The organism is Okeania sp. SIO2C9 (assembly GCF_010672455.1).
In the GTDB taxonomy this organism is placed as follows: Bacteria; Cyanobacteriota; Cyanobacteriia; order Cyanobacteriales; family Microcoleaceae; genus Okeania.
Genome location: NZ_JAAHGO010000033.1, coordinates 35,809 through 53,576, shown reverse-complemented (window position 1 = coordinate 53,576; position 17,768 = coordinate 35,809). Strand labels below are relative to the sequence as shown.

The 17,768-nt window shown below is 35.3% G+C and carries 14 protein-coding genes; 8 read left to right on the top strand and 6 right to left on the bottom strand.

Annotation, left to right across the window (positions count from 1 at the left end):
* Positions 1–1,302: 1,302 nt before the first annotated feature.
* On the bottom strand, positions 1,303–2,574 hold the full coding sequence (locus F6K23_RS23195) for a glycoside hydrolase family 10 protein (RefSeq protein WP_293160192.1): 1,272 nt from the start codon (positions 2,572–2,574) through the stop codon (positions 1,303–1,305).
* A 509-nt stretch (positions 2,575–3,083) separates the two neighbouring features.
* Between F6K23_RS23195 and F6K23_RS23190 the strand changes: the two genes are divergently transcribed.
* Positions 3,084–3,335 carry a hypothetical protein gene (locus tag F6K23_RS23190; protein WP_293160190.1) on the top strand — a complete coding sequence of 84 codons (252 nt, stop codon included), beginning with the start codon at positions 3,084–3,086 and terminating at the stop codon, positions 3,333–3,335.
* A gap of 193 nt (positions 3,336–3,528) precedes the next feature.
* Positions 3,529–4,008, top strand: coding sequence for a hypothetical protein (locus tag F6K23_RS23185; protein ID WP_293160188.1), 480 nt, complete (start codon positions 3,529–3,531; stop codon positions 4,006–4,008).
* Positions 4,009–4,950: 942 nt separating this feature from the next.
* Here the strand turns inward: F6K23_RS23185 and F6K23_RS23180 are convergent.
* Complete coding sequence (locus F6K23_RS23180) at positions 4,951–6,153, bottom strand: YihY/virulence factor BrkB family protein (RefSeq protein WP_293160186.1); 1,203 nt, start codon at positions 6,151–6,153, stop codon at positions 4,951–4,953.
* A gap of 1,686 nt (positions 6,154–7,839) precedes the next feature.
* Between F6K23_RS23180 and F6K23_RS23175 the strand changes: the two genes are divergently transcribed.
* Positions 7,840–8,463, top strand: a complete 624-nt coding sequence (locus F6K23_RS23175) for a hypothetical protein (RefSeq protein WP_293160184.1) — start codon at positions 7,840–7,842, stop codon at positions 8,461–8,463.
* Between the two features lie 641 nt (positions 8,464–9,104).
* Here F6K23_RS23175 and thrC read toward each other — a convergent pair.
* The 4 genes from thrC to F6K23_RS42035 all read right to left on the bottom strand — a co-directional run bounded on the left by thrC (position 9,105) and on the right by F6K23_RS42035 (position 11,798).
* Positions 9,105–10,196 carry a threonine synthase gene (thrC, locus tag F6K23_RS23170; protein ID WP_293160182.1) on the bottom strand — a complete coding sequence of 364 codons (1,092 nt, stop codon included), beginning with the start codon at positions 10,194–10,196 and terminating at the stop codon, positions 9,105–9,107.
* Positions 10,197–10,605: 409 nt separating this feature from the next.
* Positions 10,606–10,797, bottom strand: a complete 192-nt coding sequence (locus F6K23_RS42040; RefSeq protein ID WP_367267787.1) for a zinc ribbon domain-containing protein — start codon at positions 10,795–10,797, stop codon at positions 10,606–10,608.
* Positions 10,798–10,858: 61 nt separating this feature from the next.
* Positions 10,859–11,695 (bottom strand): RNA-guided endonuclease InsQ/TnpB family protein, encoded by an 837-nt coding sequence (locus F6K23_RS23165; RefSeq protein WP_367267786.1) that lies wholly within the window; start codon positions 11,693–11,695, stop codon positions 10,859–10,861.
* A complete protein-coding gene (locus F6K23_RS42035; protein ID WP_367267785.1) occupies positions 11,670–11,798 on the bottom strand; it encodes a helix-turn-helix domain-containing protein in 129 nt (42 codons plus the stop codon). Before F6K23_RS42035 ends, F6K23_RS23165 begins: the two co-directional genes overlap by 26 nt.
* Before the next feature lie 1,360 nt (positions 11,799–13,158).
* Between F6K23_RS42035 and F6K23_RS23160 the strand changes: the two genes are divergently transcribed.
* The 5 genes from F6K23_RS23160 (at position 13,159) to F6K23_RS23140 (ending at position 17,591) form a co-directional block, all read left to right on the top strand.
* A complete protein-coding gene (locus F6K23_RS23160; protein ID WP_293160181.1) occupies positions 13,159–13,380 on the top strand; it encodes a hypothetical protein in 222 nt (73 codons plus the stop codon).
* Positions 13,381–13,715: 335 nt separating this feature from the next.
* Complete coding sequence (locus tag F6K23_RS23155) at positions 13,716–14,771, top strand: fatty acid desaturase (protein ID WP_293160179.1); 1,056 nt, start codon at positions 13,716–13,718, stop codon at positions 14,769–14,771.
* A 379-nt stretch (positions 14,772–15,150) separates the two neighbouring features.
* Positions 15,151–16,668: an AAA family ATPase gene (locus F6K23_RS23150; RefSeq protein WP_293160177.1), complete on the top strand. Its 1,518-nt coding sequence runs from the start codon at positions 15,151–15,153 to the stop codon at positions 16,666–16,668.
* The gene (locus F6K23_RS23145) at positions 16,668–17,021 is read left to right on the top strand and encodes a hypothetical protein (RefSeq protein ID WP_293160175.1); all 354 of its coding nucleotides are present in this window, start codon (positions 16,668–16,670) and stop codon (positions 17,019–17,021) included. The genes F6K23_RS23150 and F6K23_RS23145 overlap by 1 nt, the downstream gene beginning before the upstream one ends.
* A gap of 45 nt (positions 17,022–17,066) precedes the next feature.
* Complete coding sequence (locus F6K23_RS23140; protein ID WP_293160173.1) at positions 17,067–17,591, top strand: hypothetical protein; 525 nt, start codon at positions 17,067–17,069, stop codon at positions 17,589–17,591.
* Positions 17,592–17,768: the final 177 nt, after the last annotated feature.

Sequence of the window (17,768 nt, the reverse complement as noted above, 5' to 3'; positions counted from 1 at the left end):
CTTAAGAGAAAAAAAATTGCCTGTTTGACTTCTTTCTCCAGGAAAAATTTAGAGAAAATTTAGGCTTTTTCGACTCTAGTGTTTATCTGAGAGGGAAAAATTTCTATCTTTTCCCCTCTAGTATTTACTGAAGAGGGAAAAATTTACTACTTCTAGTCTCTCTCTTCGCCAAAGTCGGAAAAATTTCTAGCTTTTCCCTTCTACTATTTATCTGATCAGGAAAAATTTAGCACTTCTAGTTCTTTTCCCTCGCCAAAGTCGGAAAATTTTCTAGCTTTTCCCTTCTACTATTTATCTGATCAGGAAAAATTTAGCACTTCTAGTTCTTTTCCCTCGCCAAAGTCGGAAAATTTTCTAGCTTTTCCCTTCTACTATTTATCTGATCAGGAAAAATTTAGCACTTCTAGTTCTTTTCCCTCGCCAAAGTCGGAAAATTTTCTAGCTTTTCCCTTCTACTATTTATCTGATCAGGAAAAATTTAGCACTTCTAGTTTCTTCTCCTTGTCAAAGTCGGAAAATTTTCTAGCTTTTCCCTTCTACTATTTATCTGATCAGGAAAAATTTAGCACTTCTAGTTCTTTTCCCTCGCCAAAGTCGGAAAATTTTCTAGTTTTTCTCTTCTACTATTTACCTGAGAGAAAAAAGTTTGCCTGTTTGACTTCTTTCTCCAGGAAAAAGTTATACCATTTCTCCATGAAGTTGCGCTTAATAAAAGATAAAAGCTATTAGTAAAATTCAGGTTTTGGTAAGAATTATTAAGCGCATTGTTACAGAGAAATGGTATTAGAGAAAATTTCGACCTTTTTGACTCTAGCGTTTACCTGAGAGGAAAAAATATACTACCTATAGTTTTTCCCCTTGCCAAAGTCGGAAAAATTTCTAGCTTTTCCCTTCTACTATTTTCTTGAGAGGGAAAATTTTCTAGCTTTTCCCTTCTACTATTTCCTAGAGAGGAAAAAATTTGCCACTTCTAGTCTTTCCCCTTACCAAAATCGGAAAAATTTCTAGCTTTTCCCTTCTACTATTTCCTTAAGAGGAAAAAAATTGCCTGTTTGACTTCTTGCTCCAGGAAACAGACCCGAAAATTCTTAACTTCTTTAACTGTTTTTTAGTAAAGATTGAAAATTCACCTGATGGTTTTTTGACCAAATAATTAAGGTTTAAAGCCTCTCCTTTAAAGGAGAAACAAAAAAAAATCCTTTGAGTCAATCCTCTTCTTTTCAAGGATAGGTAATTGTTAATTATTAATTATTAATTATTAATTGTTGAACCTACCTTCTTTTATAGCACGAGCAATTAAGGTTAGAAAATACCTCTATTCCCTTTTCCTACCGGAATGCTGCGCAAACAACTAAAACTTATTCTACTCAGCAAAAATGTACTACTATAACTAGAATTTTTCGGCCTTGAAATAGGTCGATCAAAAATTTTATCCAAAGTTTGACTGCGGAGATTTTCTGACTCTTTTCCCCACTTCCATAAACTTTCATAGAAAAAGAACGATACTCCCGCAAAATTTCTCTTCCGCACTACTTCTACTTGTTCTTCAATTGTCCTTATAGGAGTAGAATTATTTTTCAAACCAGTCAAAATTCCAATAGCAAAAGGAATATGATTTTTAGCTAATTCGACTTCTGTTCGTTCTAATTCTTTAGTAAAACGTTTAATGTCTGAACGATAAACTTGTAAAACAATTTCATCAATCCATTTTTCTCTTTCCCAAGTAAACCAGTCTTGCAAATAAGCAGGTAAAGCAAAATGGAAAGGATTTGGAGATACAGAAATAATACAGTTTGGTTTTATCGATTTTATTTCTTCAGAAACTCGCTCCATAAAATTATTAATTTTATCCGCTCGCCAACGGACCCAAAAAGTTTCTTGATAATCATCAGAAGGTGATAATCCAGGAAGTTCTTTTTCATATAATTTAACTGTAAAATCGTCATAACCAAATTCCGCAGGTAAGGCAAAATGGTCATCAAATTGAATGCCATCTATATCGTATTTAGTAACAATTTCAAGGATTAAATCTAAGATAAATTGTTGTACTTCTGGATGAAAAGGATTCAGCCAAACTCGTGCATCTTCTCCTTCCATTTTAATAGTAGTTCCATCGCGACGTTTAGTTAACCAATTAGGATGTAATTTTGCTAATTCTGAATCTGCTGGTGCCATAAAACCAAATTCAAACCAAGGAATAATTGTTAAGCCTTTTTCATGCCCTTCGGTAATAATTTCTCGTAAAATGTCTCGTCCTTGTAAACTAGGAGTCGGGTCTAATGATTTACCAAATATTTGTTGTGCTACTTGGCTAGGATAAAGAGTATAACCGCCTTGCCAAACCGTGGGATATAGTGTGTTGAAGTTTAGTTTTGCTAAACGATTTATTGCTACTGTTGTGGCTGAGTTAGAAAATAAAACATCACTATCAATATTAGTTATCCAAACGCCACGAATTTCTGATTTTTGTGCAGTTATACTAATTTGATTGGAGGCTAATACTAATGTAATTGTTGTGAAAATGGAAATTAGTATTAGGGCGATAATTCGGGAAATTGATTTTGATTTAATCATGATATTTTGAGAGAGATTAAATTTGTTGAGTATGGAGCGATCGCTCACAGCTATAAATTGATAATTGAGCTAAATATAAATAGCGTTTTGCTGAAAAACTTCAGATTCAATTATCTAAATTTTTGGTGAGAATTGAAATTAGGATTAGGGCGATAATTCGGGAAATTGATTTTGATTTAACCATGATATTTTGAGAGATATTACATTTGTTGATTAGTGAAGCGATCGCTCACAGCTATAAATTGATAATTGAGCTAAATATAAATAGCGTTTTGCTGAAAAACTTCAGATTCAATTATCTAAATTTTTGGTGAGAATTGAAATTAGGATTAGGGGAATAATTCGGGAAATTGATTGAGATTTACACATGAATTTTTCAGAGAGGTTCAATTGATTGATTAGTGAAGCGATCGCCAATATCTCGCCAATATCTATAGGTTGATAATTGAGCTAAATATAAATAGCTAAGATTAAGGATTAGTACTTGATACTATAATTCTTTTTCACAGTTGTCAATTTCAAATTATAAAGATTATGCAATATATAAAAGAGAAGCATTTTTAGATAATGCCATGAAAAAAATTAATAGTTTATCTGACTATGAAATCAAACAACTTGCTAATAAATTCAAAAATACTATGATTACCTATCAAAAAATATTTGGCAATCAACCTATTCGTCAATCTCATAAATCAAGAAGATATTCACTTGATAAAACATTATCTGAAACCTTGTTACTTTCTAATAAAGCGTTATTTTAAACCTGGTCATTTCATATTAGTCAGCTTAACAGTCAAGAATTTCAAAAACTTAAAATGAGGAAGCAAGACTTAATAGATAAATTTACCGAATATGTAGATAAAGGCAAAGAATTTGTCTAGTCTATATCTCAAGCTCAAGATAAGATAGAAGATCGTTTTGAAACTATTGAAAAAATTATCAGAGCAGTTATAAATGATTAGTTCAGTACATTTGACAAACTTTAAACCTTTTGCCAATCAATTTCTATATTTTAAACCATTAACTTTACTTTCTGGTCTAAATAGCACGGACAAATATTCTGTCTTACAAGCACTACTTTTAATGCGTCAATCTTATCAACAAGGACTTTTAGAAAATCAAGGTTTAGCACTGAATGGTGAATTAGTTTCTATAGGTACTACTCAAGATGCACTATTTGAAGGAGCAAAAGATGATTTTATTAGTTTTGAAATTGTTTGGCAAAATGACAAGCAAGGAATCTGGAATTTCTCCTACGACCGAGAAAAGGATGTTCTAAATCTTGCCTCACAACCTGTTACTTCTGATACTTATAAACTTAGTCTTTTTAATCAAAAATTCCATTATCTTCAAGCTGAACATTTAGATCCACGTTTATTTTCTCAAATGTCAGATTTTCAACTACAACAACAGCAAAATAACTCCATAAAGTGACTCAATAATTCAACAGTTTAGACAACAACTAACTATTAAATGTCCTGATGGTAAAAAACTTCTTTTTAATTGTCATCTACCCATGACTCCTGGTGCTTGGTGACTTTATTTTTCTGAAGAATTAAGACCTGGAAAAATCATCATTCGTTATATAGGTCTTAAGCTAAAATAGGTAAGCAGTCAGCTATCAGCTATCAGCTATTAACTTATTATCTTAGAAGGAGAATTCAAAATTATGTTTGCGTAGCATTCCGCACCGAAAGAAAAAGGTAACAAACTAACTTTAGTAAGTCTTGTACGTTCATACATCTGTTTGCGTAGCATGACAAACGGAAATGCTGTTTGCGGAGCATTCCGTAGGAAATACTAATCGCTGTTTGCTTGGCATTCCGGAGGAAATGCTTACTAAAATAGTAACAATATTTTTGATAGTTAAATACATATAGATATGAACCAAACTCCATGAGTAAAAATTACAATTTTCCAATTCCTCAATTTTCTTATATTTGTGGCATTCTCACAATTATAACTCTATTAGTATGGCTCCTCAGAGGCTTTAAATTTCTGGCATTTTTACCAGGAGGAGTGATTTTGTTTCTAATTTTCTTATCCATAACAACTGGTGTAATTAGCCTCTTACAACGACCACATTAATTGTAAGTATTTCCTGCGGAATTCTGCGCAAACAGCATTCCGCAGTCAGCTATCATCTCTTGAGAAACATCTACATTTCCCGCCATATAATTGTATGAATTGAACTCAAACTCATCCTTCTTGTGGTTCATTATCTGATTAAAATGTAATAGAAGTTAAACGAATGCTTGCTTCATTCATTAAAAAACTAAGAGCTGAATACTGACAATAATAGCTTATTTGATTTTTATTGCTGACTGCTGAAGCGCTAATAGTTGTTTGCGCAGCAGTCTGCAGGAAATGTTACCATTAATTCATACTTTTTTTGCCGTTTTTTCTAATACTTTCTCCTCCTTCTATAACCGATCGTTCCTGTAGTAGATGCTGAGCATTATCTCGTGCCATTGCCTCCCCTACTGTTACATTTAATTGTGCCCCAATTAATACCACCAATGAACTAATATATAACCACAACAATAAAATAATAAAAGTACCAATAGTTCCATAAGTTCGGTTATAGTTGCCAAAATGAAAAACGTATAAACGAAATAAATTAGAAGCTCCTGCCCACATTAATGCTGATATAATTGCACCAGGCATAATAGGTGTACTTTTCCGTCTACTACTTGGACCAAAACGATAAACAAAAGCAAAAGCTGTAGAAACTATTCCTAAAGTAATCGGCCATCTTAATTGACCCCAAGTTTCTAATAATTGTGACTTCAACACACAATTATCAACTGGTTCTTGAAATAAACAACTAGCAACCTGGTCAGGGGGACAATTTGGTAGAGTTTCTAGTAAACAACTTTGCCGAGCAATCATGTCTACAATTAAGTCACTAACTAATACTAATCCAGAGGCAATAATTAATAATATGAGAGTACCAATAGTTAGTCCTAAAGAAACTAACTTTGCTTTCCAAAAAGGTCGTTTTTTCTCAAGAGGAACTTGATGAATTTCGTCAAGAGCTGCCATAGCAGAAGTCAGTACGCTAGAAAATATCCATATTGAGCCAATAAAACTGAAAGAAAATATTTCTTTGTTGCGGGTTTTCAGAATTTCATCAACAGCACTGCTAATTAAAAATCGCACTTGATTAGGTACTATATCTGTTAGTAAACTACCCATTTGTAATAGAGGCGATCGCAAAGATTCAAATAATCCAATTGCTGCAATTATTGTTAATAATCCCGGAAATAAAGCGAGCATAGCATTATAGGCCATCTCGGCTGATAAACCTGATAATCTGCTTTTGCCAGCACAAATACATACTTGTTTAATGGTATTAAAATTTAGATGTAGGATGAACTGAAAAAAACGAACTATTCGCTTCAGTATATGCTTGACGATCATTTTTAATATCGTCAATATCATGCCATAACCACGTTTAGCAATTGGAGTTAATAAGTTTAAAAATCGCTGCCTATTGGAGTGGTTTAAAACCTCTCGCAATGTGGCAGAATTAAAGTGACGTAAAAAGTGGAGAAACCTCATAGGGCTTTTAGGCAAAAATGTTTATCTGAGTTACTTTTAAGAGAGAATAATTTGTCAAATAACAAAAACTTCAAAACAACAATTATAAATTTATAAATTTCGGAAAATGTACTAAAATAAATTACTTTATTGAGGGCAAAAATCAGAATTCAATAGTAATCTATTATAGAAAAAGTTTGCTAAAAGAAATAAACATGAAAGTTGCACACAGACAAAATTTTTCCAATCCAGGCATCGAAAATCTATAATTCCATAAGGTATCATAGCAATTTGAACAAGTGATTTTACAGAAATATTTTTCTAGGGAATAGATATTTTTAGCAACTTATACCAATTTCATAAAATATTGCTACAGTTACGACACAGGAAATAGGGAAAATTTAACTGGGAATAGAGAAAGAAAAACATAATAAAAAAGAGGGGAAAAAGGTTTGATTTTTAGATTATATGGGATTTAGATTTTTTTATTGTAGGAATAAATTACAAATGAAGATGTAACTACCTTTTTTGAATTTGGTATTTTTGATTTAAATAAGATCGACTCCTCCTTTAATGTAGTGTAAAAGTAAAAAGTATATTCCTAGATTGATCTCTAGGAGCTTAAAATTCAGATATTTTGCTTAATAATGATAATTTTAGTAGAGTAGAGTAAAGGCAATGTTGTTACTGGTAAAGTCGAATATAAATTTGACCAAAAATATTGAGTCTCAAGGTCAACTTCTGAAGGAAATAAAAAAGAAAATTCTGCATATTCAAAGCTTCCCTATTGCAGAAGGTACTGATAACGTAGTTCCTCTGTCACTAACTGATAACTGATAACTGAATTTACTTTCGGTTATTGCCAGGGTGATTTCATTCTAGATTTTGGCAATGAATTTATTGATTTTCAGACAGCGAAAGATAAATCTCCTAAAGCCTGAAATAATGTGGTTTCGTCAAGACATAAAATGGAACTTTTTAGAATGAAACAGCTCTGGGTTATTGCTAATTTAAATCACTATTTTGTTTTCCAATACCAATCATCTATGCTTTGAAACAAAACACTAATAAATTTTATTTTCATATTAGTTGAAGTAAAAGTTATAGCACTACGTCTTTTGACATTTGACAATAAATTTTAGTTGTAATATGAAATATAAAAAAGAATGCTACGAATAATTTCCCTGCTTAAAAGGCTTTACCTAGAAATTTCGATTTGACTAAAAACAGGGTTTGACTATAAATAAATGATAAGCTATTTCTACTGACTCGGTCCTCCTGTAAGTCGCCCAACCCACACCTCCCCTACCCGAGTTCTTGAAACAGCCTAATTATTTGTAGCAAAAATTTTAGTATTTCATATAAGTCAGTAGCGAATAGCGGTACGAACCCGCGGGGTGCGGGAATGCGGACTCGGTTTTAGGGAACAAGGATACAGAGGAATTTCAAGAGCGTATTTGTGTAGCGCTATAGTATTTCCCTGTTCCCTTTTAGTATCTACTGTCCTAAAATATACTTCTATTCTTGGTATAGTCTAAAATTGCCAAGACAACCTTCGCGGGAAAATCACCCGAATTTGTGTAGCGCTATAGTATTTTCCTGTTTCCTTTAATTATCTACCATCCTAAACTATATTTCTCTTGGTATAGTTTAAAATTGCCAAGACAACCTTCGCGGGAAAATCACCCGATGAGATGAACACTCTATAATCTAAAATATGATATGAATCAGGACATAACCCCGTGGTTAAATGAAATTAAGGCTCTTCAAGAGAAAATAGTAAAACTTCAAACAGAATTAAATGTCGCCCAGGATAGTGCCTCCAAGTGGCGTCAACTCTACAATACTGAAGCTCAACAACGACGAACGGAAAATCAACTAGCTCAAAAAACTATTCAGACTTTAAAAGCCCAAGCTCAGAAATTACAAGGTTTTCCATCTGTTGAAGAGAGTATAGATGAAAGTGCAACAACTATTGAACAGCAAATCGAAAATTTACAAACTTTGGCTGAATTTAAGGCCAAAATCATTGAAGTAGTCCAAGAACGCGACCGTGCTTTTGCACAAGTCCAAAAATTAACTGAAGCCCTCCAACAAGAGCAAGTCAATCATACAAATACTCGTACAAGCTTAACAAATGCTTTGGCAGATGCAGTAGATATTCTGGCCAAAGCCAAATCAAACAAACAACAAAAATCGGAAATTACTCTTGATATTCAGTCAAAAGCAGAAGCCAATATTCAAGCTCAAAATCAAATCCAACTAAAGGAAAGCTTCTCTCCCAATGCTGCTCAGTTGCCACCCAATGAAAGGCCATTGCCCCGCTTACCCAGTAGTAAAGATTAGAGAGAAAAGCTCAAAAGTAGAACCAAAAATATTTTCCTTCCTTCTACCTTCTGCCTCCCTTTAACTAGCTATCAGCTTTTAGCTAGAGCGTCGATTCATCTCACACCATAATTGAAAATTTGGTGTGAGATGAATCGACGGTCAATTAATGGGACTCGATGTCCCATTAATTTACAAATTTTATGTGATGATAAATTTAAGCTGGTTTGAGTTAACAACCGCCAGCGATCAACCATGAAAATCAAATAAGATTAGGGGTGAGATCCCAGAAATCCTAGTAATCCGTTGGGAATGTCAAATCTGATGGCGGCCCTAGGTGAGCAGCTTTTTGATTGGCCAAAAGGGCGGCGGGGCATCCCGTCCTTAAAGCACGCGCTTGTCCGACGGAATACCGGGACTGCGAAACGAGAAGCTCACACTATAGCTTCAGCTTAGTGTGGGAGTATGTCACAATTTGCGTACCCGAATGCGGAGCTAACAGCTAGCCTCCTTGAGGAACTACGTGAACAGTTTTTAGCCGCTCTGGTTCAAATCCCAGGTAACTATTGCACCGAATTGTTGAGGAGGGGTTGAAATCTCCTTCTGGCACATTCAAAAAAATAATCTTGCTGAATGCTGAGTGCTGAGTGCTGAACGCTTCTTTAAAACCCCATCACTTCAGCTACTGCCTCTATATTCGGCTCTATTCCCTGGCGAAACTGATTATTGCTATGTTTAATCGCCACATCTGGGTCTTTGAGACCATGACCAGTAAGTACACAAACTACTTTTGCTCCTCTAGGAACTTGGTCTTTGACTTTCAATAAACCCGCAACAGAAGCAGCACTCGCAGGCTCACAAAAAATTCCTTCATTGGACGCCAATAAACGATAAGCTTCTAATATTTCTTCATCGGTAACCGCCGTAAAACTTCCTTGACTAGCTTGTTGAGCTGCTACAGCTTTTTCCCAACTAGCAGGATTGCCAATTCTAATGGCGCTGGCCACTGTTTCCGGTTGAACTACAGGATGACCTTGAACAATAGGTGCTGCTCCTGCGGCCTGAAAACCCATCATTTGCGGAAGGTTATCGCATTTTCCGATTTGATGATATTGACAAAATCCCATCCAATATGCTGTGATATTTCCTGCATTCCCCACAGGAATACACAGCCAATCTGGGGCATCCCCCAAAGTGTCTACTACCTCAAAAGCTCCCGTCTTTTGACCTTCTAGACGATAGGGATTAACTGAGTTAACTAAAGTGACAGGATATTTAGCTGCCACGTCCCGGACAATTTCTAAGGCTTGGTCAAAATTTCCCTTGATGGCTAAGACCTCTGCACCATACAATAAAGCCTGGGCTAACTTTCCTAGGGCTACATAACCATCTGGGATTATGACAAATGCTCGCATTCCACCTCGTCTAGCATAAGCAGCAGCGGCAGCTGAAGTATTGCCTGTACTAGCGCAGATTACTGCTTTTGCCCCTTCCTCTTTGGCTTTGGATATGGCTAAAGTCATGCCCCTATCTTTGAAACTACCTGTGGGATTAAGGCCATCATATTTGACAAAGACTTCTACTTGGCTGCCTATTTGATGGGCGATCGCTGGCACAGGTATGAGAGGAGTATTACCTTCATGCAATGTGATTACAGGAGTTTCTTCTGTCACTGGTAGATAGGATCTATATGCTTCAATCAAACCAGGCCAGCCTTGTAATTTTGACTGAGAAAAGGGCCGTGTTAAGGTCATTTTTAAGTTTTGAATTTTTTACTGTAAAGTTTTATTTTTTTTACCTTAGGCCAAAGCTATAAATAACTTTTTGGTCAATTTTTAGTAAGGTTGACACTCCACGGGATAAATCCGCGTGGATTCGTGATTAGGAGTTTTCTATCGGGATAAATCCGCGATTTTCACATTGCTCGTAACGGCCACATTGCCAGTACCGTACCATAGTACGCATAGAGCAGCAGCTCAGAAGGCGGTGCCAATCGCCATACCCTCTCCGGTCATTCGACCATTGAGACTACTTTTAAAGTTGTTGTTTGATTCACTTGCTTTGAGTTACAACCTGCTGAGTGACATACTCCCACACTATAGCTTCAGCTTAGTGTGGGCTTCTAGTTTCGCAGTCCCGTTACCTCGTCGGACTCCACGAGCTTTAAGGACATCTGGGCCTTGCCGCCCTATTTTTTATATTTATCGCCGCGTTTACATCGCTGTCTATTACTGTACCGCAGTGCGGACAAGAATGAGTTCTTTGGGATAATTCTTTCGGGACTTTTTCCCCACAGTTTGAGCAATCTTGGCTGGTATTTTTGGGGTTTACTGCTATAGTCTTCACCTCCAGCATTTCCGGCTTTGACAGTCAAATATAGATAGGAATTTTCTCCCAAATCGCATCGTTAATTGATTTACTCAAATGAGTCAATGCTTGCCCTTTTATATTTAAGTTTGCCTCCGGCACGCCGCTCCGCGTCTACATGGGCAATAACATCCGCTTTTAATAACAATTCATTGGCTGTTTTAAAGTGGAAATCTTTACGTTTATCGGCTATCTTTTTATGTTGTTTGGCAACAGCTTTAACAGCTTTGAGCCACCTTTTACTTCCTTTTTTCTTTCGGGATAAACCTTTTTGTAGAGTCTTTAATCGCTGCTGAGATTTTCTATAGTATTGAGGTATGGGGACAGATTCTCCAACACTAGTTACTAAGAATTCCTTCAACCCCATGTCAATTCCCAGAGTATTTTTTAATGTAGGTTCCTCTTCACTTGTCGAAGTTGGAACTGATTTGTCTTCTAGGGATAAAGTAATATAATAACCATCTGCTTTACGACTAATCGTCACAGTTTTAATTATAAACCCTTCTGGTATTGGACGATGCTGAATTAATTTTACCTTTCCTCTTTTGGGCAAATTAATTTGATTTTCTTCTATGCACTCAAGTTTGATTTGAGGATAAGTAAAACTGCGATAACGTCCTTTTCCCTTAAACCTTGGTTTCCCTAATTTATTTCCATTTTTGTTTGCTTTCAACCATCTATCAAAGGCAAGTTTTACCGGTTTAATGCAATCTTGTAATACCTGAGAATGAATGAGCTTGTAGTCAGGAAACTTATCTTTGGTATTGACCAAATCTCGTTTTTGAGAGTAATAATCTGGATTATCTCTTAGTTGAGGAATTGGCATGCACCAAGGGGCAAGCATTAACTGGACAACGGTTTTATGACCACCATGAGAACCGCTCACCTAACCTATAGTTGTACTGCCGACGCAACAATTCTAACCACAATTCTATTGTGGCTATTTTATCTGAGTTAGGCCTTAATTTATATTGGTAGGCAGTGCGCATGGTGGAAAATTTCCGGGGTTATAGCAAGATAATCATACAAGTTTTTCAACTAGGGCGAAAGCTTCTGCTGGGATAGCATGCAAATTTAATAGGTTCGATGCCCATTCAATTTGTCGCCGATTCATCTGGTCGCCAAATCTGCATAATTATGGCGTGAGATGAATCGGCGATTCAGCTAACGGCTGGAAACAGAGTGCTGGCCACCGGGTCTCCTTTTCGGTTAACCACCCTTTAACTGAAGTGTCCATTAGCTAACCATGTTCTCACCATGGTTCAAAGGTCATTGTCTCTCTATATTTCTTGACATCCTCCCGACGTTGCGCTTACGCGATAACGCGGGATTCCTAAACCTCGCGGCTGCTGGACTTTCTGCTTCCTCTTGACAGAGGAGCTGCGCTAACGTAGCACCTGCCTCCGAGGCCAAACCTCTTTCTGGTTTTACGGTCGCTCCACAGACTGAAACTGCTAGCCCAGCAGCCTAACTATATTTAGGATAGCATACCCTTGTAAGAACCGCTCTTATTGATTGGTTTTCATGCCCTAGCTCCCCTTCGGGAGAGCGCGGGTCTTCAACCAACGTTGAGATAAAAATATAGTCAAATATGACATATCCTTATTTTATTTTGCAGGTGTTACCTTGACGCTCGTGTTAGCATAGCTCCTCCGTTTGCGCAGCATGACCTAGGAAAGGAGGCACTACAACAACACGGCAGTTGCGTGACTTTCGGGGGACTCGCAAGGGCGCACAGGCTTCTCTATCCCATAGGTAAAAGCATAAGGGAGCTACTTTTTCTTTTCCTCTTTTTTGATTATCTCCCTGATTCAATTTCTGCTTGGTCATAATACAGAGGCTTGGACCTAGGTTCTTATGTATCTAGAGGTAGCGTGTCAGTCCAGGAATTTCACCCTATTGAACTCAGATCGTTAACTCTTGAGGCTATTTAATCTTTTATTATTACAGACATTGTTAGATTATGTCAATATTCGCCCTAATTTCTGGAGACAAAAGACTATATTTAACTACATAAGACTATATTTATGTTGAATGTTTATGATACCTTGATTATAGCATATTTTGACTACGCTTTATTACCCGTGGCGTTGTTTCCATCGAGCCGTTCAAACTGGCACTTTTCCCACTTACCGAATTTTTACAATGAAAACTTAATCAAATCTATGGTTAAGAAAGATACTAAACCTTACTAATCTTATTGTATTATCCAAATGTTTAGTGTTGGATATCGTACTCCAACTTTTAATGCCGGAAGTTAAATAGTTTAATTTGTTGTAATTTATCTTAATATTCCGGTTACAATAGAAGAATTAAGTGAAGTAAGTATAAATGGCTAGTAAGTTACTGATGTCTAATAGCATATCCACTTTGTCCAGTGCATCTGTTTCTGTAGATACTTCTAAAAGGGTAAATGTTTCAGGGGTATCAAGCAATCAAAACTACACTCAAGAAAAAATGAAATCTTTGTATCAAACAGATCAACAAGTTAAGTTGCTCCATCTTGAGGTAGAAGTAGAAACTTTATTGTTGGAATTGCGGACTATAAAAGAACGAAACTTAGAAAATTAGTATCAGAGGTTGAAAAATAATTCAATTAATAAAAATCGTGAATAAATAAATGATTGCTAAACTTGACGAATAAAAAATCAAATAGTAGCAGTAACCAAATCAATTAATTTACTTTGATAATGACAAGACTGTGATATAACAAAAAAGGTTTTGCTACATTGCTTTTGTGTACAAAATTGACTAAGATTCACTAAGTGCTAGTATGTCTTAAAAATTGTTGTCAACTACTTTTTGTAGTCAAAACTGCCAGCAAAATATTTGTGCTGGCGTTTTTTTTCGGAATCATAAATCTACTACATAACAACAAAAAAGAATAGGGAGAACTCAAATAATTTATGACAGTATCAATTGCAGAATCTACTAATGGAAATTCTGATATTAGAAACGAGCAACTACAACTGAAAGATATTGTAAAAACCCTGCCTCGTGAAGTTTTTCTCAAAGATAAATGGAAAACATGGACAATGGTAGCGGTCAATATTTTTATGGTCGTATTAGGTTACTGGGGACTAACAATTACACCTTGGTTTTTATTGCCCCTACTTTGGGTTTTCACTGGCACAGCATTGACTGGGTTTTTTGTTATTGGCCATGACTGCGGTCATCGTTCTTTTGCTAACCGTAGGTGGGTCAATGACCTAGTTGGTCACTTGGCCTTTTTACCCTTAATTTATCCGTTTCATGGCTGGCGAATAGGCCATAATTATCACCACAAACATACGAATAAAATGGGTGAAGATAATGCTTGGCAACCTTGGTATCCAGAAGATTATGGGAATGCAGGTAGCTTGATGCAGTCAGTGTATCGGTTTATGCGTGGCAAATTTTGGTGGTTAGGATCTGTTGCTCACTGGGCAGTTGTGAATTTTGATTGGAGAAAATTTGAGGGTAAGGATAGTGAAGATGTCAAATTTTCTACATTGGTAGTTTTTGGGTTTAGCGCGATCGCTTTTCCTCTGCTTATCGCTACAGTTGGTCTGTGGGGTCTGGTCAAGTTTTGGTTAATGCCATGGTTGGTTTACCACTTCTGGATGAGTACATTTACTATTGTTCACCATACAGTACCAGAAATTTCTTTTAATCCTGCGGAAGAGTGGAATGAAGCGGAGGCTCAATTATTTGGTACAGTACATTGTGATTATCCCCGGTGGGTAGAGTTTCTTTGCCATGATATTAATGTGCATATTCCTCATCATATATCTACAGGAATTCCTTCATATAATCTGAGGCAAGCACATCAATTTTTGAAGGATAAATGGGGAGATAAACTTTATGAAACTAAGTTTTCTTGGTCTTTAATGAAGGAGATAACAGAGAAGTGTCATCTGTATGATAAGACTAAGTTTTACCTAACTTTTAAAGAGTATGATGCTCAGAAAGTTTCCCAGTAATTTTAGTCAGGAAAGCGGTCAGCTATCAGCTATTAGCTATCAGCTTCTCAAGGTTTTTAATAGGGATTAAAACCCCATTAACACATACCACTAATTTTTCATTTATCAATTTTTATATGATCCGGCATTTTGACCGGATTTTTTTTATAGGGTATCTTGATACTCAACGGGAGCAAGATGCTCCCACTTAGGAAAATAACCCCAAGCAGAATAAAATTAATTGATAATACCACTTTTATAAATTGATATAAAACTGTAACAATACTGAAAAAAAAGTAATAAAGCTGAATAAAATTCTCAAGATTGACATCAATTAATCCGTTGGATAGGATCGGATAAATTAATCAAGGAAAAAATTCAAAATTAAGGAATAATCACCTTGAGTTTTAATCCAGACTTATGTCGCAATGAAAGCGAAGTAGAAAGTAAACTAATTGTTAGTTATCTACTGCCAAAATTAGGATACGGTATCGAACATTGGCATCAAGAAGTAACGTTGGGTAGTATCCGTTTAGACTTTTTATCATTTGCTGCCCAGAAGTTACCTTTTCGTTTAGATGGAGATTCTCCATTGAGTTTAGTTATGGAGGCAAAACATCCGAGAGAAAATTTAGACCGCCATCAACGAAAACTGAGGCGTTATTTAACAAGTATAAATGTCAAATATGGGTTGTTAACTAATGCTAAAGAAATTAGAATTTATCAAAGACTAGGAAATGATATTGAGTTAGTTTTTAGTTGCTGGGGAATTGAAATTGATGAAAAAATAGAAGAAATTAAAGCATTAATAGGTCGAGATTATTTAGGGAAAAATCTGAATTATCAGACAACAGAAATTACTAACGAACAGGTTAATGAAAATACTGTTAAATTAACTGATGAAACAGGAAAACCTGGAAAAGAAGAAAATAAAAATCAGGCGATCGCTACTCAATCTGAGATAGATAAAATTGTTAGCAATATGCCAGAAAATCAGAGAATTTTAGCTAACCCTGAAACAGATTCAAATCAAATTAATCAAAGTAGGAGAAATCCCATGAAAGTAATTGCTGTTTATCACAACAAAGGCGGTGTAGGGAAAACAACAACAGTAGTTAATCTAGCTGCTGCTTTTAGTAAAAAAGGTTATCGAGTTCTTGTTATTGATTTAGATAGTCAGGCAAATACAACATTTGCTACAAGTCTAATTAAATTTAATGATGAACAATTTGATGATATAAAAGATTCAAATATTTATCATGTTTTGAGATATGATGAATCTTCTAATATTCCAGAAGTAGCTAGAGTTTCTAGATTTAATGAGCCTGAAGTTCATGTAATTCCTTCTCACATAAGTTTGATGCGAGCAGAAACTGAATTTAATAATCTCAGAAGTAGTTTAACTTCACTAATAAAAAAACTGAAACCAGTAGAAGGAAAATATGATGTTGTTCTTCTTGACACACCACCATCTTTCAATTTATATGCATTTATTCCTCTAGTTAGTGCTAACTATTTGATTATTCCTTCAGACTTAAAACCATTTGCAAATCAAGGTTTATCAAATGTTAAAAATTATCTTCATGAAGAAATTAATAGTTTTAGGCAAATGATGAATAAACCAGACATAGAAATATTAGGTGTCTTACCTTGTAAAATTAATCCTAATAATAGATTTGTAAAATATACATTACCAAAACAAATTCAAGCAGTTTCAGAGCGTTACGAACTTAGTGTCATGGAAACAGTTATATTTCAAAGAGAAGAACTTGCTAGATGTATTGATAAAACTCGCCAAGTTGGAGACTTGCTCATACCTGAACCTAGTTCTATATTTGACTATGCACCAGATTCTTCTTCTTGCCAAGAATTTGAGTCACTCGCAAACGAAGTATTAAACAAAATAGGACTAAAATAATGTTATTATCTCCAGAATTTGTACTTGTCAAAGAAATTACTTCCAATGTGCCTCGTTCCGAATTTTTAGAGTCAGATTTAGAACAAGCTGCTCAATTAATTTTAAAAGCTGAAGGCATAATTAAACCTCTAGTTTTGCGTACTATTGGTTGGGAATCTTACGAAGTAGTTGATGGACATTTTGAGTATTATGCAGCAGTTAGAGCAAAGGAAATAAATCCTCGCGATGGTGAAAGAATAGGAGCATTTATCATTGAAGGTGATAAGGCAGAAGCGTTAGAAGAACAGGTGGAAATTCTCAGGAAAAAAAGTAGTATTTATCCTGTATCTGAAGAATCTACAGTTATACAATAAGGTACAATAAATTTAAGTGAGTTAGATAAGTTACTAGACAAAAAATTGCAACCAATAATCACAAAATTAAGTCAAAAAACTATAGCATCTCCTACTTATTCTCAGCCTCTAGGAAATAATAAAGTAGAGGAAAAACTGGATAATATCGAAAGTCAAATAAACCAATTAGTTCCCAAAACAAATAGCGCAGAAATTGAGGAAATTCTGAACAACCAATTAGAAATTATACGTCAAAAAATCAGCAATATTTCCAAGCAAGAAGCTTTATCTTTATTGACAAAAACTCAAATAGCTCTAAATAGACAACTTGAAGCTATAAAAAATGAATCTAATCAACTACAAAAAGTCAATTTATTAACAGTAGAAACAAAAGAAGATATTCAGCAAGCTTTTGAAATAGTTAAAGGTACAACTACAATGATAAATGCCACATGGGAAGCAATTAAACGCTGGAAACAGTCTGGAGAAAACTTAACTTGGGAAAATCTTAAACAACAAACTAAAAAGGGAATTGGTTTCGGGAAAACAACCTACGAAAAACTCAGAAAAATAGCATATATACCAGAATAGAAAGTAGCGATCGCATCCCCACCCCTCAAAAATACCAAATATCTGTAGGTTTTAGGTTTATCCTACGGATAAGCTACGCTAACCTTACCTTGACCCAACTTCTACCAAGATTATATGTTGATCTATCCTAACTGTAAGTTGAGTTTATCCTAACCGGTAAGCTTCGCTAAAACTTCG

Bases quoted from the DNA above. Each gene is read 5' to 3' on its own strand.
- thrC (WP_293160182.1), bottom strand. From the start codon at position 10,196: ATGACCTTAACACGGCCCTTTTCTCAGTCAAAATTACAAGGCTGGCCT.
- F6K23_RS23175 (WP_293160184.1), top strand. From the start codon at position 7,840: ATGAATCAGGACATAACCCCGTGGTTAAATGAAATTAAGGCTCTTCAA.
- F6K23_RS23145 (WP_293160175.1), top strand. From the start codon at position 16,668: ATGTTATTATCTCCAGAATTTGTACTTGTCAAAGAAATTACTTCCAAT.
- F6K23_RS23185 (WP_293160188.1), top strand. From the start codon at position 3,529: ATGATTAGTTCAGTACATTTGACAAACTTTAAACCTTTTGCCAATCAA.
- F6K23_RS42040 (WP_367267787.1), bottom strand. From the start codon at position 10,797: ATGCTGGAGGTGAAGACTATAGCAGTAAACCCCAAAAATACCAGCCAA.
- F6K23_RS42035 (WP_367267785.1), bottom strand. From the start codon at position 11,798: ATGCGCACTGCCTACCAATATAAATTAAGGCCTAACTCAGATAAAATA.
- F6K23_RS23160 (WP_293160181.1), top strand. From the start codon at position 13,159: ATGTCTAATAGCATATCCACTTTGTCCAGTGCATCTGTTTCTGTAGAT.
- F6K23_RS23155 (WP_293160179.1), top strand. From the start codon at position 13,716: ATGACAGTATCAATTGCAGAATCTACTAATGGAAATTCTGATATTAGA.
- F6K23_RS23195 (WP_293160192.1), bottom strand. From the start codon at position 2,574: ATGATTAAATCAAAATCAATTTCCCGAATTATCGCCCTAATACTAATT.